Raw genomic sequence first — 25,523 nt, 5'->3', positions numbered from 1 at the left:
TCTGCCTGCCATACATAGGCATGGAATCTGCAAGCCAAACAGCTCTGCGGGTTCATCATTGGATTCTGGAAGCAGAAGGGCGCACACGCGATGAACAGTGAAACGCGAGTTGACGGGGCAGCCGGCGCCCGGCGGCCTTTCTATGGCTGGGTGGTGGTACTGGTCAGCCTGTTGGGCATTTCCACCGGCCCGGCCGCCTTCGGGCTGGCTTCCCTGGGGCTGATGATCGGCCCCCTGGAACAGGAATTTGGCTGGGACCGCGCCCAGACCAGCAGTGCCGTATCCATCATGATGATCTGCACCGCCCTGTCCCTGCCCTTCGTAGGGCGGCTGGTGGACCGGTTCGGGGTGCGGCGGGTGCTGATTCCTTCCATCATCATTATGGGTCTGTGTCTGCTGTCCCTGCCTCTGGTAACGGCATTGTGGCAGTTCGTTGCCGTTTATATAGTCATGGGCACGCTGGCGGTGGGGTCGAACAGCGTACCCTATATGCGCGTCCTGGCTTCCTGGTTCGACCGGTCGCGCGGGCTGGCCATCGGCATTGCCGGTAGCGGTACCGGTCTGGGCTTCGCCTATGTGCCGGTTCTCACCGAATGGCTGGTGACCAGCCATGGCTGGCGCACGGGCTATGTCGGGTTGGGGCTGATCATGCTCTGCCTGACCCTGCCGATGATCCTGTTTTTATTGCGGGAAAGCCCCGCTGCCATGGGGCTGACCCCTGATGGCCTGCCGCCCGCCCTGGATGCGGCGGGTACGCCGGTAACGCCTGCCGCCCAAACCGGCGACACGCTGCGCGAAGCGCTGACCCGGCGCGATTTCTGGAGCCTGGTGACGATCTTTGTCAGCCTGGCCTTCGTGCTGTACGGGCTGATCCCGCATCTGGTGCCCATGCTGACGGATCGGGGCCTGTCCACCCGTGATGCGGCCCAGATTGCCTCCATCTTCGGTCTGGCGACCTTTGGCGGGCGGCTGTTGATCGGTTTCCTGATCGACCGGCATGATGCAAGGCTGATCGCTTTCATTTTCTTTTCGCTCTCCGCCCTTGGGCTGGGCGTGCTGGCGATGGATCTGCCGACCTGGGCATTCCTGGTGGCGGCCTTGCTGCTGGGCGGAAGCCTGGGGGCGGAAGTGGATATGCTGGCCTATCTCACCAGCCGCTATTTCGGCTTGCGCAGTTTCGCCGCGATTTTCGGCGTGCTGTTCGGGGCGGTGATGATGGGCATGGGTTTGGGGCCGGCCATTTTCGGCTTCGTCTTCGATAAGACCGGCTCTTACAATTCCATGCTGGCCTTGGGGGTGCCGATCTGTCTGATGGCGATTGTGCTTGTCACGCTGCTGCGCCCCTATGCGGAAAAGCGCCGTGGCGCCCCGCTCTCGGTGACGTGACAGCCGATCATCGCCACACCTGTTATCGAGATAAGAAAAGCCGGGAGGGTGGTTCCTCCCGGCTTTTCTATTGGCCTTTCCCGTGTCCCCGCCGTCAGCTTGGCAGGAACCGCTCGGCCCGGATGGCGGAGAGGGGCAGGCCGTTGCCGGCGAGGAACTGGCTGGCGGCATTGATCATGCCCGGCGGGCCGCAGAGATAAGCGGTCGTGCCCGGTACCAGATCGGCGTCGGTCAGAACGGAAAGGGCGGTGCCCTGCGCCACCCCTTCCGGCACCGCACCACCGCCCGTGTCGAACAGGGCCACGCGGACAGACAGGTTCGGATGCGTGGCCGCCAGTTCCCGCAACTCCGCCAGATAAAACAGATCCTCCGGCTTGCTGCAGCCAAAGCACAGCAGGGCCGGGCTGTCATCGCTGCGGCTGCGGATCATGGACAGGACAGGTGCCAACCCGGTGCCACCGGCAATGAACAGATGGGCGGCAGCGCGATCATCATAGGCAAAGGAGCCGAGCGGCCCGTGCAGGGCCACCCGGTCACCCGGCTGGGCCTTTTCACGCAGCCATTCCGACATCTGGCCGCCCGGCACATGGCGTACCAGCAGTTCCACCAGCGGCAAATCGGCAGGCCGGCTGGCGATGGAATAGGCGCGTACGGCCCGCAGCCCCGGCGGGCGGATGCGCAGATACTGGCCGGGCCGGAAATCGAAATCCTCCGGCGTCTCCACCTCCAGCAGCAGGCGATGCACCGTGGGGCTGGCCGCGGTGACGGACAGAAGATGGGCGGCATGGCGCGCCGGCTCCGGGGCTGCCGGATGCAGCGGATAGGGCAGGCGGAAGCGGGTGTCACCCGCCAGCCGGGTCAGGCAGGTCGGCATCAGGCCGCCGGCCAGTTCCGACGGGGTCAGCGGCAGGGCCATGTCCCCCGCTTCCAGCGTGGCATCCCCGTCCAGCCGTTCCGCGATGCAGGTGCCGCAACTGCCGGAACAGCAATCATGGCGGACCGGGGCATCCACGGCGATTGCCGCCTCCAGCACCGTCTGATCCGGCGCCACATCCACCGCCACTTCACCCCCGTCCTGGAAAAGGAAGGTCGCCTTGAACATGCCGTCACCCAACCGTTAGCTTGCATGATTGTATGACAATCATATAACATGAATGAAACAGGAGGACAGGGAATTGAGCGAACATCAGGACAAGATCAGGCAGATGGCCGGTGCGCTTCTGTCGGCCTATAACAGCGGCGCGATTGCCCCTATCCGGGAGCATTTTGCCGCCGGTGACGTGGCCAGCGCCTATGCCATCCAGCAGATACAGGTCGCTGAATGGCAGGCTACCGGGCGCCGGCCGGTGGGGCGCAAGATCGGGCTGACCAACAAGGCGGTGCAGGCTCAGCTTGGGGTGGGGGAGCCGGATTACGGCTATCTCTTCGCTGACATGGTCTATGGCGATGGCGACGAGGTGCCGTTTTCCCGCCTGCAGCAGCCGCGCGTGGAGGCGGAGATCGCCTTCCTGCTGAAGGAAGATCTGCCTTATCACGATGCGAGTGTCGCCGATGTCGTGCGCGCCATCGACTGGGTGCTGCCTTCCATTGAAATTGTGGGCAGCCGCATCGCCGGCTGGGACATCCGCATCGTCGATACCATTGCCGACAATGCTTCTTCCGGCTTGCTGGCGCTGGGCGGCCCGGCGCGCCGGCTGGACGGGCTGGATCTGGTGGAGTGCGCCATGTCTTTGTCGGTCAACGGCAAGGTGGTTTCCACCGGGCGGGGACGGGACTGTCTGGGCGGCCCGCTGAATGCCGTCGCCTGGCTGGCCCGCCGTGCCGCCAGTTTTGGGGAACCGCTGCGCGCCGGCGAACTGATCCTGTCCGGCGCCCTGGGTCCCATGGTTGGCGTCCAGGCCGGCGACCGGGTGGAAGCCAGCATCGACGGGATTGGCCGCGTGGGTTTCAGCCTGAGCGCATGATTTTCCAACACAAGCATTGCATTACAAAATGTTTGTCATACAATCACACAAAGTATGATCCAGCAGCAGGGACGCGACATGACGGATGAGAATCTGGTGAACCCGGACGTTGCCAAGGCCGTGGGTGATTGGGGTGGGTATGTGGAAGCCAAGATGGGTTTCCGGAACCATTGGTACCCGGTCCGCTTCTCCAAGGAGATCGACGAAGGCCAGATCGAGATCGTCAAGGTGCTGGGCGAGCAGCTTCTGCTGAAGCGGATCGACGGTAAGGTCTATGCGATCCGCGACCGGTGTCTGCATCGCGGCGTGCCGCTGTCGCGCAAGCCCGATTGCTATACCAAGGACACGATCACCTGCTGGTATCACGGCTATACCTACCGTTTCCAGACCGGGGAACTGGTCAATATCCTGGCCGTGCCGGACAGCCGCCTGATCGGCCGGCGCAAGATCGTCTCCTATCCGGTGGAGGAGGCAAAGGGTCTGGTCTTCGTCTTTGTCGGTGATACGGATGAGGATAATCCCCCGCCGCCGCTGGCCCAGGATGTGCCGCCGGGCTTTTTGGATGAGGATATCATGGTGCTGGGCAAGCACCGGGTCGTGAACTCCAACTGGCGACTGGGCGCGGAGAACGGCTTCGACAGCCTGCATATCTTCATTCACAAGGACACGACGCTGCGTCACTACCGGCATTTCAACTTCCCCATCGGCCACACGCCGTTGCCGGGGGCGGTGGAACTGGTGGAAGAGGCCGATGGGCCCAAGGGTGTGATCGACGATTTCGCCCAGCACCATCCGGTGTGGGAAGGCGTGATTGATGGCCGTGTCGTGGTGCGCGGGCCGCGCACGCCCAACGTCTCCGGTACCTCGGCTTCGGTCGGCACTTCCATCTGGCTGCCGGGTGTGCTGAAGGTCGCGGAATTCCCCGGTCCCGGCCTGACCCAGTTTGAATGGTATGTGCCGATGGATGACAAGACGCATCTTTACGTCCAGACCATCGGCTGCCCGGTCGCGTCGGAAGAGGATAAGCTGACCTTCGCCGGGGAGTTCGAATCTGTCTGGAAGCCGCACGGGCTGGATGGGTTCAACGGTGATGACATCTGGGCGCGCGAGGTGACGGAACCCTTCTACGCCGATGATTTCGGCTGGGTGGACGAGATGCTGTGCGAGCCGGATGTAACCATCCTGGAATGGCGCCGCCTGGCCGCCCGCCACGGCCGCGGCATCCAGACGCCCGCGCATCTGCGCTGAGGAGGGGGGCGCCGATAGGCGCCCTTCCTCTCTGCCGTCACCCCGGCGCAGGCCGGGGTCCAGTTTCGTAGGGCGAAGCGATTGGCAGTCTGGACCCCGGCCTGCGCCGGGGTGACGGAAAGTGCAACGTTAAGCCCCCCGCCCCCAAAGGATCACCCCCATGACCATCACTTCAAACTTCATCGACGCGGATGGCATCCGCACCCATTATCTGGAATCCGGGTCCGGCCCCGTGCTGGTGCTGGTACATGGCGGCGGGGCCGGGGCGGATAGCTGGGGCAACTGGAAGGATTGCATCCCGCATTTTGCCAAGCGCTTCCGCGTCATCGCGCCGGACATGATCGGTTTTGGCAAGACCGACAAGCCGTCGCCGGAAGCCTATGAATATGACCAGCCCGGCCGCGGCCGCCACCTGCTGGCTTTCCTGAAGGCAATGGGGATTGAGAAGGCCGCCCTGGTCGGCAATTCCATGGGGGGTGCCACGGCGATCAGCGTTACGCTGGCCGATCCGGACCGGGTCTCCAAGCTGGTGCTGATGGGCAGTGCCGGCCTGCCGATCCCGGAAAAGCCCTCGGCCCATCTGCTGCATAATCTCAATTATGATTTCACCCTGGACGGCATGCGCCGTGTGATCGGCGGGTTGACGGCCCCCGGATTCGTTCCGTCGGACGAGATGGTGCAGTACCGCTACGATATCGTCGATCCCCCGGAAGCCCGTGCTGCCCTGGCCGCCATCAATGGCTGGACCCGCAAGGGCACGCTGAATTTCGCCGAGGATGATCTGCGGTCGATCAAGCATCCGGTGCTGGTGGTCAATGGCAAGCAGGATGGCGTCTCCACCCTGGCCCGCGCCTACCGGTTCCTGGATCTGTTCGAGAATAGCTGGGGCTATATCGTGCCGAACTGTGGCCATTGGGCGATGATTGAGGCGCAGGCTGATTTCTGCGCCGCCGTCGATCATTTCCTGGATCTGGAGGTTTGAGATGCTGGCCCGTGAAGCGCCGCCCGGCGTGCATGAACTGATCGAGCATCTGATCCGTTCCCCCGCCGATCGGCCCTTGGTGAAAAGCGGGCCGGACGCCCTGTTCGACCGGTTCGGCGTGCCGGAAACGGTACGCCCGACCCTGCGCAGCGGCAGCCGGGATGAACTGTCGGCGCTGGGCATCCATCCCAACATGGTGGTGAAATGGCTGATCTGGTCGGGCCGGCCGACCATGCCCTTCTTCGCCATCAGCCATTATTTCGACCGGAGGTGAGGTCATGGGCAGGATTGTCGGCACTTATGCCATGTCGCATGTCCTGGGCACGCCCGAAGGGCTGGCCGAGCCATCGGAGCGGGTGTTCGAGGGGATGAAGGAGATTGGCCGCCGCCTGCGCGCCGCCGATCCCGAACTGATCATCGTGCTGACCAGTGATCATCTGAACAATTTTGAAATCAGGAAGCCCAAGCCGCTGGCTATTGGCACGGCTGACAGCTTCACGCCCTATGGCGATATGGGTCTGCCCACCACGCCGTTCCGCGGCAATGCCACGGTGGCACAGGGGCTGTTGAAGGCGGTACAGGCCGCTGGCATTGACATGCAGCCGGCGGCGGTGAAGCCCGATCATGGGGTGATGATCCCGCTGGGGATCGTCGATCCCGCCCACGCCATCCGCACCATTCCGCTTTACGTCAACACGGTCTGCGATCCTGCCCCGACCCCGGCGGAATGCTGGAAACTGGGCACCGTCCTGCGCCGCTATGTGGAAGAGGAATTGCCCGGTGATTTCCGCGTTGCCCTGCTGGCCGGCGGTGGCCTGTCCCACTGGCTGGGTGTGCCGGAGGAAGGACAGGTGAATGAGGAATGGGACCGATGGATCATGGAGGTGCTGACCAGCGGGCGCGGGGCTGAACTGGCAGCCCTGGAGAATGATGCCATCCTGCGCGATGGCGGCAATGGCGGGCTGGAGGTCAATGCCTGGATCGCCATGGCCGGCGCCGTTCCCGGTGCTGTGGGCGAAGTGATCTTTTACGAGGCTATTCCCGCCTGGGCCAGCGGTATGGCGGGGGTATCGCTCACCCCTGACCAAGGGTGACCATCACACCTCTATCAGCGCATAGGGCCTGCCGTCCGGCTTTTCCACGGGAGCGGCGACATTATAGACCGGTATGCCGCGGCGCGTCTGGCCGGCATAGGCGCCGCGATGGGCGTGGCCATGGAAAACGGCCCGCACATTGTCAAACCGGTCGATGGCTTCCGCAAAGCGGGAGGAGCCGAGAAAAGGCAGGATTGCCTCTGGCTCCCCCGCCACGGTGGCGGCGATGGGCGCATAATGCAGCATCACCACGATGTCGGGCGTATCCAGCATTTTGATGGCATGTTCCAGGCGCAGCGCTTCGTCTACTGCTTCCTGGGCGAAGGCTTTCGTTGCGGCTTCCCCGAAGGCATCCAGCATCTTGTCGTCGAAGCCGCCGCCAAAGCCCTTCACCCCCGCAAACCCCACACCTTTGATGGTGCAGACCTCGTTTTCCAGGAACTTGACGCCGGCCTCGCGCAGCACCTGCTCCACCTCCGCCGGTTGGCCGCTTTGATGGTCATGGTTGCCCAGCACGGCCAGCACCGGCACGGAACAGGCGCGCAGATCATCGGCCAGGGCTTCGGCCTCTGCCGCGATGCCGATATTGGTCAGGTCGCCGCACAGGCACAGCACGTCGGCGCGGGTGGAGATCTCCGCGAACATGTCGCGCCATTGCCCGCGCTGGCTGGGGGCGGCATGGACATCGCCAATGGCCGCCACACGCAGCTTCGCCTCAGGGGCCTCATCAAGCTGAAGGTCGTTCATGGCTTTTGCTCCGCGATATCGGTTTGGGCGGGCTGTACCGGCTGGGGGCGGGCGGCGCCGATCAGATCGGCAAACCCCCATTCCGCCACATCAATCTCGTAATCCACGGGGGAGAACAGACGGCCTCGGCAAATCTTCACCTGCGGGATCGGCAGGTCCGCATGTTCGGCGGCCCGGCGCAGCAATTCCGCATAGAGCCAGCGCGGCACGTTTTCCCGTTCAGACGGGTAGATGAAGCGGAAATTCAGCACATGGATCAGCAATACTTCCCAATATTGCTCCATGTGATTCAACAGCCGCTGCCAGTCGATCCGATCGGACTGCTTCAGGATCAGATGCGCGATATCGGCCCCGTCATAGCGGTGGCGCAGTTGCAGCAGGGCCTTGGACCAGATCATCTCTGTCGGTGGGGTAAGCTGCACCTCCACGCCATAATAGGTGGCGGTGTGGCTTTCATGGAACCAGGCGTCGGAGATGGGGACGACCGCGGCGCCGTTGGCGAAGATCACGTCGAAGAAGCAGTCGCCGCGACGCACCTTGGCGATCCAGCGTTCATCCTCGATTTCGGTCTGGAACCCTTTGCTTTTGAAATGCAGCAGGATACGGGGGAAGTCACCCGCCTTGCAGAAGATGTCCAGATCCTTGGTGGCGCGGTTGATGCCGGTATAGACATTCACGGCAAAGGTGCCGGCCACCAGGAAGGGGATGCCGCTTTCCGTCAGGATGCGCAGGCTTTCCGCATAGAACAGGTCTGCATCTGGCGGGGCGAGCCCGCTATCCGGTGGCGGTTCCCCGCGCAGACAGTCGCCCGATGCCAGGGGCAGGGACGGACTGGCCGCCCCGATATCCGCTGTCCTTATCGTTTCCGGTCCCACCACCGCCATACCCTTTCCTGGCCGACATGCCTGTGGGCTGGCAACGGGGCAGGGGGAGGCGGGGTTCCCCGGGGGTCAGGCTGCTTTCAGGGAGAAGTCGATCGGCACCACCAGTTCGATCCGGTCGGGCATATCCTCGGGCAGGGGCGGCAGGGGCTGTGCGCGGGCCAGCAGCTCCATTGCCTCGTCATTCAACAGCTTGTAGTTCGATTGCTGTTCCAGACGGGCGGCAACGACATGGCCGCCGCGATCCATCGTGAAGCGGACCATGACCACGCCCTGGTGGCGCAGCCGGCGCGCGGCCATGGGATAGCGTTTGGCCTGGTTCAGATGGGCCAGTAGCCGTGACATGTAATCCGCCGGCGGGGTGCCCTGGCTGGGGGGAGACACAGCGGTGGTGACAGGCGTGGGGCCAGCGTCGCTGGTGGCGTTCTGCTTCGGTGCCGGCGGGGCGGTGGCGACGGTGATTGCGTTGGGCCGTGGCGGCGCTTCCACCGCCAGCGGGATGATGGGCATCGCCACCTGGACCGGCGGCGGCTTCATCATGTCGGGCGCCAGGGTGGGGGCCGGCGGTTCCGGTAAGGGCAGATCCGGGGCCGGATTTTCCACCATGGTGACGGTAAGGGGGATATCCACCTGCTGCGGGACGACTACGCCCTGGTAAAAGGCGATGATGCCCACGGCGACATGGCCGGCGATGACCAGGGCCATGGAAAAGACCCGCCGCCCGGCCGGGGTCGACCGATCGACCGTCAACGACCATTGTGGCTTGAAGCTGGAAACATCCATTGCCATCGCGTGATCGGCCGGCATCCGCCTTGCTCTCTGGATCGGGTGGTAATTATAACGACTCTCAATATCATAACATATTGCACATCGCACCCGTAGCCCGATCATGGGTGACATGAAGCAACGACAGGTTATTACGCAGAAACTGGAGGAAAAGGGTGGGGGGAACGGTATCCCCCACCCGCAGGACCAGATGTGAACCCCTGTTGTGATGGCGTTCAGCCTGCCTTCACCAGATCAAGCGCCACGTCGGTGATCATATCTTCCTGCCCGCCGACCATGCGGCGGCGGCCCAGTTCCAGCAGGATGGTGCGTACATCCAGCCCATGGTCCTTGGCCGCCTTCTCCGCATGGCGCAGGAAGCTGGAATAGACGCCGGCATAGCCCAGGCTCAGCGTTTCCCGGTCTACCCGTACCGGGCGGTCCTGCAATGGCCGCACCAGATCTTCCGCGGCATCCATCAGGGCGAACAGATCGCAACCATGCTCCCACCCATAGACATCGGCGGCGGCGATGAACACTTCCAGCGGGGCGTTGCCGGCCCCCGCCCCCATGCCGGCCAGGGACGCATCCACGCGGATGGCGCCCGCCTGCACGGCGGCGATGGAATTGGCCACGCCCAGCGACAGGTTGTGATGGGCATGGATGCCGCGTTCGGTTTCCGGTTTCAGCAGCCGGTCATAGGCCTGCAGCCGGGCTGTCACCCCTTCCATGGTCAGGGCGCCGCCACTATCGGTGACATAGACGCACTGGGCGCCATACTCCTCCATCAGCTTGGCCTGTATGGCCAATGCTTCCGGGCTGCTCATATGGCTCATCATCAGGAAACCGGCGACATCCATGCCAAGGGCGCGGGCTGCTTCGATATGCTGGCGGGAGACATCGGCCTCCGTGCAATGGGTGGCAATCCGCACGGAACGCACGCCCAGATCAAAGGCCCGTTTCAGATCATGCACCGTGCCGATGCCGGGCAGCAGCAGGGTGGTCAGCTTGGCATGGCGTACCACCTCGCCCACTGCTTCGATCCAGGCCCAATCGGTGGCGGCGCCGAAACCGTAATTGAAGCTGGAGCCGGACAGACCATCGCCATGCGCAATTTCGATCGCATCCACCTTGGCCGCGTCCAGGGCGCGGGCAATGGTGCGGACATGGTCCAGGCTGTATTTGTGGCGGATGGCATGCATGCCGTCGCGCAGGGTGACGTCCTGGATATAGAGCTTGCCCTGGGGCTTTGTGTTTGCGGTCATGTTTTCCCCCTCAAGCCTGCTGCATCGCCAGACGCTCAGCCGTTTTCAGCGCGGCCGACGTCATGATGTCCAGGTTGCCGGCATAGGCCGGCAGGTAGTGCGCTGCCCCTTCCACCTCCAGGAAGACAGAGACTTTCAGGCCGGTGAAATGCCGGTCCATTTCCGGGATGAAGAGGGGGGCGTTGTCGCCGATGCTCTCAAACTGCACGTCCTGCTTCAGCCGGTAGCCCGGCACATAGGATTGCACCTCTGCCACCATCGCCTTGATGCTGTCGGATAGTGCCTGCCGGTCGGCTGTGTCACACAGGCAATAGACCGTGTCGCGCATGATCAGCGGCGGTTCCGCCGGGTTCAGCACGATGATGGCCTTGCCGCGTGTGGCCCCGCCCACCTGCTCAATGGCGCGGCTGGTGGTTTCGGTAAATTCATCAATATTGGCGCGGGTGCCGGGCCCGGCGGATTTGGACGCGATGGAGGCGACGATCTCCGCATAATGGACCGGGGCCACCCGCGCCACGGCGGCGACCATGGGGATGGTCGCCTGACCACCGCAGGTCACCATGTTCAGGTTGGGCGCCGACAGGTGCGCCGCCCCGTTCACAGGCGGGATGACATAGGGGCCGATGGCGGCGGGCGTCAGGTCAATCACCTGCTTGCCATGGGCGCGCAGCACCGCATCATGATGGGCATGCGCCTTGGCGGAGGTGGCATCGAAGACGATGCGGATATCGGCGAAGCCCGGCATTGCCACCAGCCCGTCGATACCGCCGGCGGTGACCGGCACGCCCAGGCGTGCCGCGCGCTTCAACCCGTCTGACTGCGGGTCGATGCCGACAAAGGCACCCACCGTCAGCACATCCGACAAACGCATGATCTTGATCATCAGGTCGGTGCCGATATTGCCCGATCCGATAATGGCGACGGGGATCTTGTCCCCCGGTGCGGTTCTGGCCAAACCCTGGCTCCCCATTTCCCGTTGGCGTCGCAAACACGACATGTAATATTGTCGGACAATCGTACAGCGACAAATCCATCGGGAAAAGGGGAGATTGCAGGATGCCGGATAAAGCGGGTTTCGCGATGATCGGTTTCGGCGCCATCGGGGCCGAAATTGCCGCGACCTTGAACCGGATCGGGGAGGCGGACACATGCAAGGCCATCCTGGTCCGCCCTGGCCGGAGTGCGCCGAAGCCCGTATTCGATGTGGAGGCCCTGATCGCAACGGCCCCGTCCGTGGTGCTGGAATGTGCTGGCCATGGGGCGATCACTGACTATGGACCTGCCGTGCTGCGCGCTGGCATCGACCTTGTCATCTCTTCCGTCGGGGCGCTGGCCGATCCGGCTTTGCGCGACCATCTGCACGCCGCAGAGCAGGCGGGCGGTGGACGGGCGCTGTTGCCGGCCGGTGCCATTGCCGGGCTGGACGGGCTGGCCGCCGCCCGCCTGATGGGCATTGATCATGTGACCTACACCTCCTACAAGCCGCCGCATGCCTGGGCCGGCACGGCGGCTGAACAGGTGCTGGATCTGGGCCATGCGGAGCCGGAGCGTGTTTTCTTTGAAGGCAATGCGCGGGAGGCCGCCCTCTCATACCCCAAGAATGCCAATGTCTCCGTTGCCATCGCCCTGGCGGGCATCGGGATGGAACGTACGCGGGTGCGGCTGGTCTCTTCCCGTCTGGTCACCGATCCGGTGGGGCTGATCGAGGCGGAAGGCCCGTTCGGCCGCTTCCATTTCGATATCTTTGCCCGCGCCGCGCCGGATAATCCCAAAACATCGGCGCTGACCGCCTATAGCCTGCTGCAATGCGCGCGTCTGGGCAATGGTCTGCCCATCTTCCGTCTTTTGTCTGATGTCATATGATATTCGTTCGCAGCTTGTTGCGCCAAACTGTGGTAAAAGGGCCCTGGCAGTCGTGTAACAAAGTATGTCAGAGGCCCAAATCGTGGATTACAGCGACCTGAAGATCATCGATAACCCCATGCTGGTCCGCGATCACGCGCTGGAGCGGCTGCGCACAGCCATTTCCACCGGCTTGTACCCGCCCGGTACCCGGCTGGTGGAGCGGGAATTGTGTGAGGCGCTGGGCATCAGCCGCACTTCCGTGCGCGAGGCGTTGCGCCAGCTTCAGTCGGAAAGCCTGATCGAGGTCGGCAAGCGTCGCAATATCGCCGTTGCCATCGTCACCGCCCAGGATGCCCACGACATCTATACGGTGCGTGAGATGCTGGAGACAGAAGCCGTGCGCCGGCTGGTGGAACGCGGCGATGCGGAACTGGTCAAGCGCCTGACCCGCATCCACAAGGATCTGCAAAAGGCGCTGAACAAGGGCAATGTCCAGCAACTCTCCCTGATGGCCGCGGAATTTTACGAGACGATTCTCCAGGGCAGCGGTTCCAAGGTTATCCATGATGTCGCTCGTCCCCTGCTGGCCCGGGTCAATTACCTGCGCCTGCGGTCGATGGGGGAACCGGGCCGCCTGGAACAGGGGATGCAGGAATGGGATCGGTTGATGGAGGCCATCCAGGCCGGTGATGCAACCCGTGCCGTGGAGGCCATGCGCACCCATCTGGCCAATTCCCGCAATGCCATTGTCGCCCGGCTTGAGGCGGAAGCGGCGGACGGGGCCCCCGTGCCGACACGGCGCAGTGCCGGGACGGCAGCCTGAGGGCAAACCATTCACTGACTGATTTTATGTTTGTCATACAAACATACAAAGATTACTCTGCCCTTCTCGTTACAGAAGGACGGAGTCCATGCAGTCTTTGGATCGGGTCATCATCGTCGGTGCCGGCCCCATCGGGGCCGTGCTGGCCTATGCGTTGCGTCAGCGGCATATTCCGGTCTGCCTGATCGAGGCGCTGCCCGAGCCGGAGATTGATTGCCGGGCCGCCTCCTGCCACCCGCCGACGGTGGCGATGCTGGATGAACTGGGTCTGTTGCAGGACGGGCTGGACCAGGGTCTGGTCTCGCCTGTCTTCCATTACCTGGACCGCGTGTCGGGTGAGCTGGTTGGCCGTTTCGATATCCGCGAGATGCGGCAGGTGCCGTCGCACCCCTATGTGCTGCAATGGGAGCAGTACAAGATCGTCCAGACCATCCTGAAGCGGTTGGAAGGGGATGATGGGGCGCAGGTGCGCATGTCCACCCGCGTCACCGCCATTGAGCAGACTTCCGACCGGGTGCGCGCCGTCGTTTCCGGCCCGGATGGGATGGAAATTATCGAGGGGCGTTATTTGGTGGGCTGCGATGGCGGCCGCAGCACCATCCGCAAGCTGGCGGAGATCGGGTTCGAGGGCTTCACCTGGCCGGAACGTTTCCTGAAGGTCGATACAAGATTCGACTTTTTCGGCCTGCGCGGTGATCTCTCCAACCGCAATTATTTCTCTGATCCTGATGAATGGATGAATCTGTTCAAGGCGCGCGGCCCGGACGGGGATGGCATGTGGCGCGCCGTCAGCCCGACCTTGCCGGAACAGACGGATGAGGAATTGCTGTCACCCGACGCCATCGAGGCGCGGCTGCAGAAATTCTGCCCCCAGCCGGGCCGGTACGAGATTGTCACCATCGCGCTTTACAAGGTGCATCAGCGCGTGGCAGCCACCTTCAACAAGGGACGGGTGCTGCTGGCCGGTGACGCCGCGCATGTGAATAATCCCGTCGGCGGCATGGGCATGAATGGCGGCATCCATGATGCCGTCAATCTGGCGGAGAAGCTGGAGCAGGTCTGGTTCCATGGCGGCGACGCGCCTGCCTTGTTCGACCGTTACAGCCGCCAGCGCCGCAAGGCCCAGACCGATTATGTCCAGGCACAGAGCATCCAGAACAAGAACACCCTGGGGGAAAAAGACCCGGTGGCGCGCAAGGCGAAGCTGGCCGATATCCGCGCCGCCTCACTGGACCCTGACCGGCATGATGCCTTCATCCGGCGTGCCTGCCTGATCGACAGCATGGTCGACGCTGACGCGACCTTGTGATTCCTGAAGCCTTTAATCCCGACCCTTCGGGATTAAAGGCTTCAGCGGCATGGGCCGCCGCCGCGCCCTTCCTTTGCGCCGATAAATCAACGCCGAACAGGCCAAACCCGAACAGGAGAGAGCAGATGGGCATTGCCCGCCACCCCCGCCCGCCGGAGCTGCAGGACGCGACGCTGGAACAGATCATGGATCGCTATGTCGCCCGTTTCGGCGATCGTGTGCCGGACTGGAATGCCTTTTCCGACGCGAATATCGAAGGCTATCGTCGGGCGCAGCACCGGTTCATCGGCGCCGGCGCTTCAGGCAAGCATGACGATGCCGGCATCGTCCCGGCCGGCAATTTCACGCTTTCCATCATGCTGGTGCCCCCCGGCCAGGGCAACGCACCGCACACGCATGAGGTGGAGGAAGTTTTCTTCATCCTTCAGGGGCGTTGCGTGGTCTTTATCGAGGATGAGGACGGCAACCGCCTGTCAAAGGAACTGGGGCCGTGGGAGATGATCTCCTGCCCTGCCGGGGTCATCCACGGCTATGTGAACGAGACGGAAGAACCCTGCCACCTGCAGGTGGTGCTGGGCCGGGGCCGACCGGACGTGGCCGGCTTTGCCGACCAGTCCCTGTTCGAGCGGCGCGAGGCGCATCTCCAGGGTTAAGCGGCAGCGTACCATTTCCGTTCAGCCGCCGGCCCCTGATCACAGGGCCGGCGGCTTTTTATTGCCTTTATCCGGCAATTTCTCCGGCCGCCTTTTCCTGTTCCAGTTGCTGCCGGTAGCGCCCGGCCAGCCAGGTGCAGAGGATCAACTGGATCTGGTGAAACATCATCAGCGGAAGGATGATCATGCCGACCTGGGCGGCAGGGAACAGCACGCCGGCCATGGGCACGCCCGACACCAGGCTTTTCTTGGAACCGCAGAAGATCAGCACGATCCGGTCTTCCCGCTTGAAGCCCATGGCCCGGCCGATCAGCATGGACAGGCCCAGCACAATGCCCAGCAGGACAAGGCTGGCAAGGGTGATCACCGCCAGATCCCGCCATTCCACCTTGTGCCACAGCCCGTCCACCACGGCGGCGCTGAAGGCGGAATAGACCACCAGCAGGATGGAGCCGCGATCGGTATAGGAAATCAGTTGCTTGTGCTTCTGCACGAAACGGCCGATCAGCGGCTGCAGCAGGTGGCCGGCCACGAACGGGGCCAGCAATTGCAGCATGATGGATTCCAGCGCGTCCAACGAGATGCCGGGCTGCCCCGTCGTGTGCATCAGCAGCCCGACCAGCACCGGCGTCAGGAAAATGCCCAGCAGGTTCGACGCTGACGCGCTGCAGATCGCCGCCGGCACATTGCCGCCGGCGATGGAGGTAAAAGCGATGGAGCTTTGCACCGTGGAGGGCAGCAGGCACAGGTACAGGATACCCATACCGATCGCAGGCGACAGGATGGACGGGGGCAACTGACCCATTCCCAGCCCCAGCAGCGGGAAAACGGCGAAAGTCATCGCCATTACCGTCAGATGCAGGCGCCAATGGCCGATGCCGGCCATGATCGCTGCCCGCGACAGCTTGGCGCCATGGAAGAAGAACAGAAGCGCGATGGCGATATTGGCGGCGATATCCGTCACCTCCGCCGCCTGTCCTTGTACCGGCAGCAATGCTGCCAGCGCCAGCACACCCAGCAGGATCAGCAGGAAAGGATCAAGGACGGAAAAGACAGAACGCTTCATGACGCGGGACCCTACGCTTTCTGACAGTCGATTGGCTTTACCCCGATCCGGCGTCATGCGCCAGCCCGTGCTTGCAGATGTTGGTATTATTGTCATACAAAGTCTACGTCAATCTCATCGGTTGGTGAATGATGCAGCCGGTGAAAGCCTTTCAGGGGGTCTTTGCAAATGTTCACCACCCGTCCGGAAATACGCGGCACGTTCGGCACCGTGACCTCCACCCATTGGATCGCGTCCCAGGTGGGGATGGCGATGCTGGAACGGGGCGGCAACGCCTTCGATGCCGCTGTGGCGGCGGGTTTCACGCTCCAGGTGGTGGAACCGCATCTCTGTGGCCCGGCGGGGGAGGTGCCGATCCTGTTCCATGCTGCCGCCAGCGGCCATACGGGCGTGCTGTGCGGCCAGGGGACGGCCCCGGCGGCTGCCAGCATCGGGCGGTTTCGCGATCTGGGACTGGATCTCGTGCCTGGCTCCGGTCTGATTGCGGCGGTGGTGCCGGGGGCATTTGGGGCCTGGATGCGGCTGCTGCTGGACCATGGCACCTTGCGGCTGGCCGACGTGCTGGAACCGGCGATCCATTATCTGGAAGCGGGGCACCCGCTGCTGCCCGGCGTGTCCCGGGCGCTGGCGGAGCTGGAACAGGCTTTCCACACCGAATGGCCCAGTTCCGCCCCGGTCTGGCTGCCCGGCGGCAAGGCGCCGCCGCCGCACAGCCTGTTCCGTAACCCCTATCTTGCCGCCACCTACCGCCGCATCCTGCGGGAAGCGGGGGAGGGCAGCCGGGAACAGCAGATCCTGCGCGCCCATGATGCCTGGTACAAAGGCTTCGTGGCGGAGGCGATTGACGGTTTCTGCGCCCATGAACCGCTGATGGATGCCAGCGGCCGGCGCCATCGGGGCCTGTTGACCGGGGCGGACATGGCCGGCTGGCAGCCGACCTATGAACAGCCGGTGACCCTGGATTACCACGGTTGGACCCTGTGCAAGACCGGCCCCTGGGGCCAGGGGCCGGTGCTGTTGCAGGCGCTGGATATTCTGCGGGGCTTCGATCTGGGCGCCCTTGGCCCCAACGATCCCGATTTCATCCATCTGGTGCTGGAGGCGATCAAGCTCGCCTTCGCCGACCGGGAAGCCTATTACGGCGACCCTGATTTTGTGGATGTGCCGCTGGGCCTTTTGCTGGACCCGGCCTATGGCGTGGCGCGGCGGGGGCTGATCGGCGATATGGCATCGCATGAATTGCGGCCGGGCCGGCTGCCCGGTTATGGCGATCAGGTGGACCGCATGCTGGCCGGCGTGCGCATGGCCGGCAGCACAGCCGGCGGGCTGGGCATTGGGGAACCGACCATGGCCCATCTGCGACCGACCGTGAAGCCCGGCGACACGGTGCATCTCGATGTGATCGACCGGTTCGGCAATATGGTGTCGGCCACCCCGTCCGGCGGTTGGCCGCAATCCTCCCCCACCATTCCGGGCCTGGGCTTCGCGCTCAACACACGGGCGCAGATGTTCTGGCTGGAGGAAGGGCTGCCCGGCAGTCTGGCGCCGGGCAAGCGCCCGCGCACGACGCTGACCCCCACTCTGGCCTTGAAGGAAGGCCGCCCGGCCCTGATTTGTGGCACGCCCGGCGGCGACCAGCAGGACCAATGGCAATTGATCTTCCTGCTGCGCCGTATCCATCACGGGCTGGGATTGCAGCAGGGCATCGACATGCCGCTGTTCCACAGCGTCCATTTCCCGGCCAGCTTCTTCCCGCGGGAGGCAATGCTGGGCGTCGCGGTGCTGGAGGAAAGTTTCGGTCCCGATACGATTGCGGAACTGCGCCGTCGCGGCCATCAGGTGGAAATCGCCCCCCCCTGGTCCGCCGGCCGGCTGACGGCGGCGGAGCGGGACGCCGACGGCATCTTGCGCGCCGCCGCCACCCCCCGGCTGATGCAGGCCTATGCCGTGGGGCGGTAGAGTTTGTCAGGGTTGAATGGGATTGGACATCGTTCTCACTACCGTCACCCATGCTGCGGCCGGGGTCCAGAATCACAAGCCCCGCGCTCTACGAACCTGGACCCCGGCCTGCGCCGGGGTGACGGTGGAGGTTGATCCAAACCGACGGTATTACCCCAGATGATGCACCCGCACCCCGTCCAGTTCCCTGGCGGCATCCACCACATAGCGATGATGGGTGAACAGGATCACCTGGGTTGCCGCGCCCAGTTCCGTCAGCGCTACCAGCCCGGCGGCAGTGCGCGGCTCGTCCGACGTGATGAACAGATCGTCGGCGATGAAGGGCAGGGGCGTGGCCTGGGCGATATGCGCTTCCACGGCGGCGATGCGCAGCGCCAGGAATAGCTGGTCGCGCAACCCCTCGCTCATATCCTGCACATGGGCGTCGCTGCCATCGCCGCGCACGCCCAGCAGCACCGGATGGTCGGCATCGCCATAATCCACCTTCAGATGTGTGACCGGGTTGCCGCCGCTGGCGGCCATGGCGGCCAGCACGGCGCTGGCCCGGCGCAGCAGCGGATGCTCGTTCCGGTCGCGATAGCGCTCCACCGCCAGCCCCAGCAGCAGGCCGGCAGCGCGCAGCCGCAGCCAGCGCTGTGCCACATCCGCCGCCTTCGCTTCTGCCGCGGCCGCATCATGGGCAGCTTCCCCGATCCCGGCGCGCTGGCGCAGGGCCTCCAGCGCCCGTTCGGCATCGCGCGCCTGGGCGGAGGCGTCGGGCAGGTCCTTCTGCAATTCCCCGATCATCATCGCTTTTTCCGCCAGATGGCGGCTCAGCGCGTCGGGGTCGCTATCGGCCAGATCGGTTTCCAGCTCGGCCAGGGTCAGCCCATCGCCGGCGCCGGCCAACTCATCCAGCACCGCCTTTTCTGCGGCCTGACGTTCCCGCCGGCGGGCGGACAGGGCGACCAGGGCGGGGATATCGGCTTGCGCGTCCAACCGGTGCAGGGTGCGCAGATCGTCCAATGTCGCCTGTGCGGTGGCAAGGGCGGTGCGGGCCGCCTTTTCCGCCGCTTCCGCCTTGCTCAATGCTTCCACCAACCCGGCATGGCGGGCAGCTTCCTCCCGCGCATCACGCAGCGCGTTGAACAGGATGGCCGGGTCGGCGGCGGCCTGTGCATCCAGGCGCGGCTCCAGCGCCAGGGCCTTGGTCGCCAGATCACGGGCCTGGGTGGTGAAGGCGGCAATATCCTCCCGCAGCCGGTCGATACGGTGGGCCAGATCGTGCCGGGCTTGTAATTGGGTGGCGATGTCCGTCCAGGCATCCAGGGCGGCTTCCGCCTCTGCCGCCCCCGCTTGGGCGGGCAAGCCAAGAATGGCCATGTCGCCGGCCCAGCCCTGGCGCCAGTCGGCCAGGGCGTCTTGTGCTGCCTGTTTTTCCCTTTCCGCATCCTTCAATTGCCGGTGGATGCGCTGCCGCTCCGTCAGGGCGCGGTGATGCTGGTCATAATGCTGCCGGCATTGCTTGACGGCGGTTTCCGCCCGGATGCGCAGTTGGGACAGGGCGGTTTCACCCGCCGCCGGGGCTTGGCCCGCCAGGACCAGGGCTTGGTGCAGATAATCGGCGCATTGCGCCATTTCCCGCCGCCGCTCGGCCAGCAAGGCGTGGGTCTGTTCCTGCGCTTCCAGCCGGGACAGGATATCGCCCGCCAGCCGCAGCCATTCCACCATGGCGGCGGGCTCCCCCGGCGTCACGGTGCTGGGTGCCCACAGGGATTGCCATTCGGTTGCCAGGGCCGCCTGTTCGGCGGTCAGCCGTTCCCCCAGCGCTTCAACGGCTTTCAGCCCGGTGCGGGCGTCGGCCAGATCGGCTTCCGCGCGCAGATGGTCGGCCACGCGCTGCGCCTCCCGCGCCCGGCGATCGACCAGATCGTCGGCTGTGCGCAGAGCATTTTCCAGCCGGGGTGCGGGGTCATTAGGCCCGAAAAAGGCTGACCATTCCGTTACCGGAACATCTGCCTTGTCCAGGAACCGCCGGCGGATCAGGGTCCAGCTCTGGTCCCGGTCGCGCCGCGCCTCGGCAATGGCGGTGGGGGTGGGCACATCGCCTTCCGCCTTCAGGGCGGCCAGGGTCCGTTCATGGCGGGTGATTTCCGCCTTCAGCGCGGTTTCTTCCGCCTGCTGGTCTTGGCGGGATTTGGCGATCTGGTCGTGTCGGGCCAGATGGCGCTCCACCAGCGTCAGGGCCGGCAAAGGCAGGGCTGACAGGGCGCGGGCATCGCCCTGCCAGCCGGTCAGCCGCCGGCACAGGCGGGCAAGCTGATCCTCCCGCTCCGCCATCTGGCGTTCGGCCTCTTGCAGCCGCGCTTCCGCGCCCAGCAGGGGCAAGGCTGCATTCAACGCGGCTTCGGCGGCGGCAGGATCACCCTCCACCGTACCGATATCGCTCTGTTCGGCCAGTTCCGCTTGTTGGGCGATGGCTTGCGCCCGCTTTTCCGCCGCGTCCCGGCTGCCTTCCAGCCGGGCAAGCCCCTTGATCCGGTCGCGGATGCGTGCAGCCAGTACCGGGGCGGGCAGGGCCTGTTCCAGACTGGCGGCATCTGTCCCGGTCCGGCCAATCCGGGCGGCCAGCAGGGCCAGCCTTTCATCCATCTGTTCCTGTTCCCGCACCCGGCGGGGCAGGTCGGCCCGGGCCTTGTCGATGGTGCCAACCTGCCGGAACAGTTCCTCAATCGCGGTTGCCAGGTCCGGCAGGCGCGGCGCGGGGCCGGCGGCGGCCAGATCGGCGGCGGCCTGGGCATGGCGTTCCACCGCCTCATCCGCGCGGCGATGCGCCTCCCGCAGCCCTGTTTCCGCGCGGCGCCAGTCGGCATCCAGCGTTGCCGGCAGGTCGGGCGCATCGGCCAGCCCTGCCAGTTCCTGCCCGATGTCCACCAACCGGGCCAGGATGGGTCGGACGCGGCGCTGGCGTTCCAGCCGCGACCGTTCCTGCTGGGCGGCGGCCAGATCGGCCTGGACCCGCGCCAGCTTTTCCGTGGCACTGGCAAGCTGGGCTTGCGCGGTGGCCCAGGCTTCGGCTTTGGTTGCCTCGTTCCGCATGCGGGCGGTGGCGGCCTGATGGGCGTCGAGTGCCTCGTAAAGCGGCTTGCTGGCCTGCTTGCGGGCGGGGGAGCCCAGCCGGTCGGCCTCCGCCGCCAGGGCCGTCGTCAGGTCGGTGATGCCGGTCAGGCCGCTGCCGGCCTGGAACAGGATGCGCGCCAGATCGCCGCCGGCTGCCAGCATTGCCTCCCCGCCTTGGCGCAGGCGCGGATGATCCAGGCCGAACAGCCGTTCAAAATCCCCCCGGTCGATCCCGCCCAGCAGGGGGGCCAGCAGCCCATCCGGCAGTTCGGTGATACCGTCCCCGGCCAGCAGCGTGCGAGTGCGGCCCTTGCGGCGCTTGATGTCCAGCACATCCCCGTCGGGCTTGCGCAGGCTGGCGCCGATGCGAAGTGCGGCATTGCCGTGGCGGAAGCCCAGGCGGGTCCGTTCCGGCACGCCGAACAGCAGGTCGCAGATGGCGGCAAGGGCGGTGGATTTGCCGGCCTCATTGGCGCCATGCACGATATGCAGCCGCGCCTCGCCGGACAGGTCCAGGCTATAGCCATCGAAATGGCCGTATTTCTCAAGGTCCAGACGGTCGATACGCATTACCGGTCCCCCGACAGGCGGGCCAGCAGCAGGGCTTCCGCATCTTCCAGAATGGTGGCGAGCAATTCGCCATCGTCCACACCGTCCCAGCCGGCGGCGGCCAGCGCCCCTGGCGGCAGTTTGTGGCGCAAGGCGGCCAGATCGTCGGCCAGGGGGGCCAGGGCGGTGCCATCGGCGCGCAGGTCGCGGATGGTGGCGGCCAGTTCGGCCAGCGCATCCCCACCCAGCCCGCCATGGGGGTGCGGGTCACGGGTACGGACATCGATTTTCTCAATCCAGATATCGCCGCCGGCGCGGCTGGCGGCGACCTCAACCTCTGCCGCCAATCGTTCCGGTTCCGATTTCAGCCAGCCGTGAAGGGGCGTCTGGCCGGTCAGGATCAGCCGGGCGGCAAGGCCGCGCCCATCGGCATCGGTGGTGGCGCGGGCAAAGGACGCCAACAGCGCCTCCCCCAATGCTTCCAGACTGTCCAGCCCGTCCGCGGCGATCTCCAGCCGGGCCCAGCGCACCTCGTCCAATACCAGGGCTTCCACTTTGGTGATCCGGCCCTGATCGGTATGGACCAGGGTGGCGCCTTTCGGCCCGGCCTCATTAGCGTGGCGGCCCTGCAGGTTGCCTGGAAAAATGATCCAGGGGTCTTCGCACAGGACCGCGCGCTCATGCACATGGCCCAAAGCCCAGTAATCATAGCCCTTTGCCGTCAGGTCGGTCAGGGTGCAGGGGGCATAGGGCGCGTGGCCCGGCCGGCCATCCAGGGCCGTGTGCAGCACGCCGATATTCAGCATGCCCGCCACGGGCGGGGGATATCCGGTCACCAGATTATCGGTGACATGGCGGGTGGGAAAGCTGCGGCCATGCAGCGCCACGCCCAACGCCTCCAGCCGGATGGTTTCCGCCTTGCGGGTGGTGAAGGTCTGCACATTGGCCGGCAGGGTCAATTGCCGGGTCATCAGGCTTTCGGCATCATGGTTGCCGCGCAGCAGAATGACCGGGATGCCGGCCCGTTCCAGCCGTGCCATCTGTTCAGCGAAGAACAGGCCGGTCATGAAGTCGCGCCAGTCGCCATCATAGAGATCACCGGCGATGATCAGAAAACCCACCTGCTCCGCCAGGGCGGTATCGACCAGCCGCACCAGGGCGCGGCGGGTGGCGCCGATCAGGTCGTCGGCGCGGGCGCCGGCCCGGGCTGCCAGCCCCAGCAGGGGACTGTCGAGATGGATATCGGCGGCATGAAGAAAGCGCATCAAAACCCTTCGGGGTGACGGGCGGTCCCCATACCTACCGGTTGAAAGCCCCTGGGATCAATAGGGGCTTCCCACGGCTTTCATCACCCGACGCGGATACGCCCGACAAAAGCCTCCACCTCATTATCCGCTTCCTTGGCGCGGTCACGGACATCGGCGGCGCTGTCCAGGGCCATTGCAGCGGCCTCCGTCACCATCATAACCTTCTCTGCAATGCCCTGGATGGCGCGCGACGCATCATCGGTGCCGCGCGCTGCCTCATCCACATTACGCGCGATCTCCTGGGTGGCAGCGGTCTGTTCCTCCACCGCCCCGGCAATGGCCGTGGCGGTTTCGTTGATGGTGCGGATGGTGCCGGCAATACCGCCAATAGCGGTTGCGGCATGGGCGGAGGTCTGGCGGATACTGCCCACCAGATCAGCGATCTCCTCCGTCGCCTTGGCGGTCTGGGTCGCCAGATTCTTCACCTCCGCCGCGACGACGGCAAAGCCCTTGCCGGCTTCCCCGGCACGCGCAGCCTCAATCGTGGCGTTCAGCGCCAGCAGGTTGGTCTGGCTGGCAATTTCGGAAATCAGGCCGACCACATTGCCGATGCGGTCGGCACTTTGTGTCAGCAGGTCCACGGTGCCAGTGGCGGCCCCGGCCTCTTCCGCCGCGCGGGCGGCGATGCCGGCGGACATCTGCACCTGGGTGCCGATCTCCGCGATGGAGGCGCGAAGCTGTTCGGCCGCCGCCGCCACCGTCTGCACATTGGCAGCGGCTTCTGTCACCGCGGCGGCACCCAAGGCGGCGCTCTGCTGGGTGTCGGCGCAATCCTGCGACATCATGTTGGACTGGTCCACCAGCGATGCGGCGGCCCCGCTCATCCGGCTCAACAGGCTGCCCACCTCCTGCTCGAACTGGGCGGCCAGGGACTGCCGCTCCATGCGGCGCTGTTCCGACATGGCGGCTTCGCGCTGCGCATTCTCCGCCCGTAATTGTTCTGCCGCCTTCAGCCCGTCGCGCATGTCGCGCAGGGCTTCCGCCATGTGGCCGATCTCGTCATGATGGTCCAGATGCGGGATGTCGGCTTTCAAATCACCCCGCGCGATGGCGCGCATGGTTCCGGTCAGGCGCAGGATCGGGTTGGCCACCCCATTGCCAAGCCCGTAGAACGCGGCGGCCGCCAGTACGGTCAGGACCAGCGCAATCACGATCATCGGCGTCAGGGTTTGTGTCACCGCGTCGGTAATCACCTGCGTTGGCAGGGTCACCAGCAGGGTCCATTGCTCTGGCACGCCGGCAAAACGGATGGGATAGGCCAGGACCAGCCGTTCCTGCCCTTCCAGTTCCAGCGTGTCCATGGCGGGTTGACCGGGGCTGGCGCTGTTGATCAGCGCCATCAGCCCAGGCGCTTCTACCGGGCGGTTCAGTTCCGCCGCCTGAGGATGGACAACCCAATGGTTGTTTTGCGCCAGCAGGCGCACATCGCCGGCCCCCAAAGGGTGCATGCTGGCAAATTGCTGTTGCAGATCGGTCAGCGCCAGATCGGTGGTGGCGATACCCACGGCTTTGCCGTCCCTGCGGATGGGGGCGGAGGCCGTGACCATCAAGACGTCCTTTCCCTCCACCGGGTAGATATAGGGTGGGGTCAGCAGTGACCGGTTCTGTTGCAGCGGGTCCAGATACCATTGCTGGATACCCGCCTCCACCGTCATCACCAGGGCTTCAATGCCGACGGTGCCGTCGCTTTTATTGAAAAAATAAGGTGCGAAGCGGCCTTTTTCATCCGCCCCCGGCGTGCCGACACTGGCGGCATCCAGGCCGTCCAGGGCGTCCGGCTCAAAAGCGATTGTCACACCGACGATGCCAGGCGCTGCGGCCACGAGACGGGTTGCCTGGTTGATCAGGAGGGGACGGCTGAAGCCGGGATCGCCCAGACCACCCTCTGCGGTGGCGGTCACCAGGGCGACATTGCGCAGTGCCCGTTCGACTGTGTTGGCGGCAATCAGCGCATAATTTTCTGTCCCCTCTTGCAGGGTCTGGGTGACATCGGCCTTTGTGGACCGGTAGGTGAGGAAGGCGGAAGCAGCGGTCAGGCTGGCACCAAGCACGATGCAAAGCCCGATCCCGGAAAGGACCAGCCGCGTTTTCAACGATGAACGTAACAACCCAATCATGTGCTGCCCCCCTGAACCATTGGTTGATCGGTGAAGGCGGTCCGCTGCTGCGGGGTGTTCAGATTACATAGAATTATGACAGTCGCTGCATCGCAACAGCCCTTCTTGAGCCCATCCTGAAACTTTTGGTCATTGTTGCCATGATGCCAGCCCATGGGCTTTCCCTTGATCCCCCCGGATGCCCGCGCTAATACCGGACCATCGATGGTTCCCCCCGGCAGCGGGGGGTGAAAAGGGAACATGGTGCGGTGCCCCTAAAAGGGCGCCAAATCCGTGGCTGCCCCCGCAACTGTAAGCGGATAGCGTTGCCCGACATGGCCACTGGGAAACTGGGAAGGCCGGGTAAATGCCGTGACCCGCAAGCCAGGAGACCTGCCATCGGCAATGCGTCGCGCGGCCATTGGGCGGGGTGCCCCGGTGGGACGGTCAACCGTTTCGCGTTGGCGCTTCGGCAGTCCTGGCCG

Annotated in this window: 21 protein-coding genes and 1 riboswitch; of the genes, 11 read left to right on the top strand and 10 right to left on the bottom strand. The window is 64.8% G+C overall.

Annotation, left to right across the window (positions count from 1 at the left end; all coding sequences use genetic code 11):
- Positions 1 to 90: 90 nt before the first annotated feature.
- Positions 91 to 1,386 (top strand): MFS transporter, encoded by a 1,296-nt coding sequence (locus tag G473_RS0123070; RefSeq protein ID WP_051330630.1) that lies wholly within the window; start codon positions 91 to 93, stop codon positions 1,384 to 1,386.
- A 94-nt stretch (positions 1,387 to 1,480) separates the two neighbouring features.
- Here G473_RS0123070 and G473_RS0123065 read toward each other — a convergent pair whose 3' ends face one another.
- Positions 1,481 to 2,488, bottom strand: a complete 1,008-nt coding sequence (locus G473_RS0123065) for an FAD-binding oxidoreductase (RefSeq protein WP_035709041.1) — start codon at positions 2,486 to 2,488, stop codon at positions 1,481 to 1,483.
- 73 nt (positions 2,489 to 2,561) lie between these two features.
- Between G473_RS0123065 and G473_RS0123060 the strand changes: the two genes are divergently transcribed.
- The 5 genes from G473_RS0123060 to G473_RS0123040 all read left to right on the top strand — a co-directional run bounded on the left by G473_RS0123060 (position 2,562) and on the right by G473_RS0123040 (position 6,674).
- A complete protein-coding gene (locus G473_RS0123060; protein WP_029015046.1) occupies positions 2,562 to 3,350 on the top strand; it encodes a 2-keto-4-pentenoate hydratase in 789 nt (262 codons plus the stop codon).
- Positions 3,351 to 3,428: 78 nt separating this feature from the next.
- Positions 3,429 to 4,598: a Rieske 2Fe-2S domain-containing protein gene (locus G473_RS0123055; protein ID WP_029015045.1), complete on the top strand. Its 1,170-nt coding sequence runs from the start codon at positions 3,429 to 3,431 to the stop codon at positions 4,596 to 4,598.
- 160 nt (positions 4,599 to 4,758) lie between these two features.
- The gene (locus tag G473_RS0123050) at positions 4,759 to 5,580 is read left to right on the top strand and encodes an alpha/beta fold hydrolase (RefSeq protein WP_029015044.1); all 822 of its coding nucleotides are present in this window, start codon (positions 4,759 to 4,761) and stop codon (positions 5,578 to 5,580) included.
- A 1-nt stretch (position 5,581) separates the two neighbouring features.
- Entirely contained in the window at positions 5,582 to 5,854 is a 273-nt protein-coding gene (locus tag G473_RS0123045; RefSeq protein WP_035709038.1) for a hypothetical protein, read from the top strand.
- Between the two features lie 4 nt (positions 5,855 to 5,858).
- Positions 5,859 to 6,674, top strand: a complete 816-nt coding sequence (locus G473_RS0123040) for a DODA-type extradiol aromatic ring-opening family dioxygenase (RefSeq protein ID WP_029015042.1) — start codon at positions 5,859 to 5,861, stop codon at positions 6,672 to 6,674.
- Between the two features lie 3 nt (positions 6,675 to 6,677).
- Here G473_RS0123040 and G473_RS0123035 read toward each other — a convergent pair whose 3' ends face one another.
- The 5 genes from G473_RS0123035 to G473_RS0123010 form a co-directional block, all read right to left on the bottom strand.
- A complete protein-coding gene (locus G473_RS0123035) occupies positions 6,678 to 7,421 on the bottom strand; it encodes a metallophosphoesterase family protein (protein ID WP_051330629.1) in 744 nt (247 codons plus the stop codon).
- Entirely contained in the window at positions 7,418 to 8,305 is an 888-nt protein-coding gene (locus tag G473_RS28510) for a nucleotidyltransferase family protein (RefSeq protein WP_154667541.1), read from the bottom strand. Before G473_RS28510 ends, G473_RS0123035 begins: the two co-directional genes overlap by 4 nt.
- A 66-nt stretch (positions 8,306 to 8,371) precedes the next feature.
- Complete coding sequence (locus tag G473_RS29655; RefSeq protein WP_051330628.1) at positions 8,372 to 9,109, bottom strand: energy transducer TonB family protein; 738 nt, start codon at positions 9,107 to 9,109, stop codon at positions 8,372 to 8,374.
- Positions 9,110 to 9,303: 194 nt separating this feature from the next.
- Positions 9,304 to 10,332 (bottom strand): 4-hydroxy-2-oxovalerate aldolase, encoded by a 1,029-nt coding sequence (gene dmpG, locus G473_RS0123015; RefSeq protein ID WP_029015040.1) that lies wholly within the window; start codon positions 10,330 to 10,332, stop codon positions 9,304 to 9,306.
- 10 nt (positions 10,333 to 10,342) lie between these two features.
- On the bottom strand, positions 10,343 to 11,287 hold the full coding sequence (locus G473_RS0123010) for an acetaldehyde dehydrogenase (acetylating) (protein ID WP_029015039.1): 945 nt from the start codon (positions 11,285 to 11,287) through the stop codon (positions 10,343 to 10,345).
- 101 nt (positions 11,288 to 11,388) lie between these two features.
- On the opposite strand from G473_RS0123010, the gene G473_RS0123005 reads away from it, so the two are divergent.
- The 4 genes from G473_RS0123005 (at position 11,389) to G473_RS0122990 (ending at position 14,962) form a co-directional block, all read left to right on the top strand.
- Positions 11,389 to 12,195: an aspartate dehydrogenase gene (locus G473_RS0123005; protein WP_029015038.1), complete on the top strand. Its 807-nt coding sequence runs from the start codon at positions 11,389 to 11,391 to the stop codon at positions 12,193 to 12,195.
- Between the two features lie 64 nt (positions 12,196 to 12,259).
- Positions 12,260 to 13,000: a GntR family transcriptional regulator gene (locus tag G473_RS0123000; protein WP_210163387.1), complete on the top strand. Its 741-nt coding sequence runs from the start codon at positions 12,260 to 12,262 to the stop codon at positions 12,998 to 13,000.
- A gap of 88 nt (positions 13,001 to 13,088) precedes the next feature.
- Positions 13,089 to 14,309 (top strand): FAD-dependent oxidoreductase, encoded by a 1,221-nt coding sequence (locus G473_RS0122995; protein WP_029015036.1) that lies wholly within the window; start codon positions 13,089 to 13,091, stop codon positions 14,307 to 14,309.
- A 125-nt stretch (positions 14,310 to 14,434) separates the two neighbouring features.
- Positions 14,435 to 14,962, top strand: a complete 528-nt coding sequence (locus G473_RS0122990) for a cupin domain-containing protein (protein WP_029015035.1) — start codon at positions 14,435 to 14,437, stop codon at positions 14,960 to 14,962.
- A gap of 67 nt (positions 14,963 to 15,029) precedes the next feature.
- On the opposite strand, the gene G473_RS0122985 is transcribed toward G473_RS0122990, so the two are convergent.
- Positions 15,030 to 16,028, bottom strand: coding sequence for a bile acid:sodium symporter family protein (locus G473_RS0122985; protein WP_029015034.1), 999 nt, complete (start codon positions 16,026 to 16,028; stop codon positions 15,030 to 15,032).
- Between the two features lie 168 nt (positions 16,029 to 16,196).
- Between G473_RS0122985 and G473_RS0122980 the strand changes: the two genes are divergently transcribed.
- Entirely contained in the window at positions 16,197 to 17,987 is a 1,791-nt protein-coding gene (locus G473_RS0122980; RefSeq protein ID WP_029015033.1) for a gamma-glutamyltransferase family protein, read from the top strand.
- Between the two features lie 150 nt (positions 17,988 to 18,137).
- Here the strand turns inward: G473_RS0122980 and G473_RS0122975 are convergent, their stop codons facing one another.
- From G473_RS0122975 to G473_RS28500, 3 genes are all read right to left on the bottom strand, one after another.
- Positions 18,138 to 21,656: an ATP-binding protein gene (locus tag G473_RS0122975; protein WP_029015032.1), complete on the bottom strand. Its 3,519-nt coding sequence runs from the start codon at positions 21,654 to 21,656 to the stop codon at positions 18,138 to 18,140.
- The gene (locus tag G473_RS0122970) at positions 21,656 to 22,900 is read right to left on the bottom strand and encodes a metallophosphoesterase family protein (RefSeq protein ID WP_029015031.1); all 1,245 of its coding nucleotides are present in this window, start codon (positions 22,898 to 22,900) and stop codon (positions 21,656 to 21,658) included. Before G473_RS0122970 ends, G473_RS0122975 begins: the two co-directional genes overlap by 1 nt.
- Positions 22,901 to 22,983: 83 nt before the next feature.
- Positions 22,984 to 25,059, bottom strand: a complete 2,076-nt coding sequence (locus tag G473_RS28500) for a methyl-accepting chemotaxis protein (protein ID WP_084438569.1) — start codon at positions 25,057 to 25,059, stop codon at positions 22,984 to 22,986.
- A gap of 188 nt (positions 25,060 to 25,247) precedes the next feature.
- Positions 25,248 to 25,453, top strand: a riboswitch (cobalamin riboswitch).
- Positions 25,454 to 25,523: the final 70 nt, after the last annotated feature.

Origin of the sequence: Niveispirillum irakense DSM 11586, assembly GCF_000429645.1 — a bacterium.
Taxonomy (GTDB): Bacteria; Pseudomonadota; Alphaproteobacteria; order Azospirillales; family Azospirillaceae; genus Niveispirillum; species Niveispirillum irakense.
This window is presented reverse-complemented; position numbering and strand designations above follow the sequence as displayed.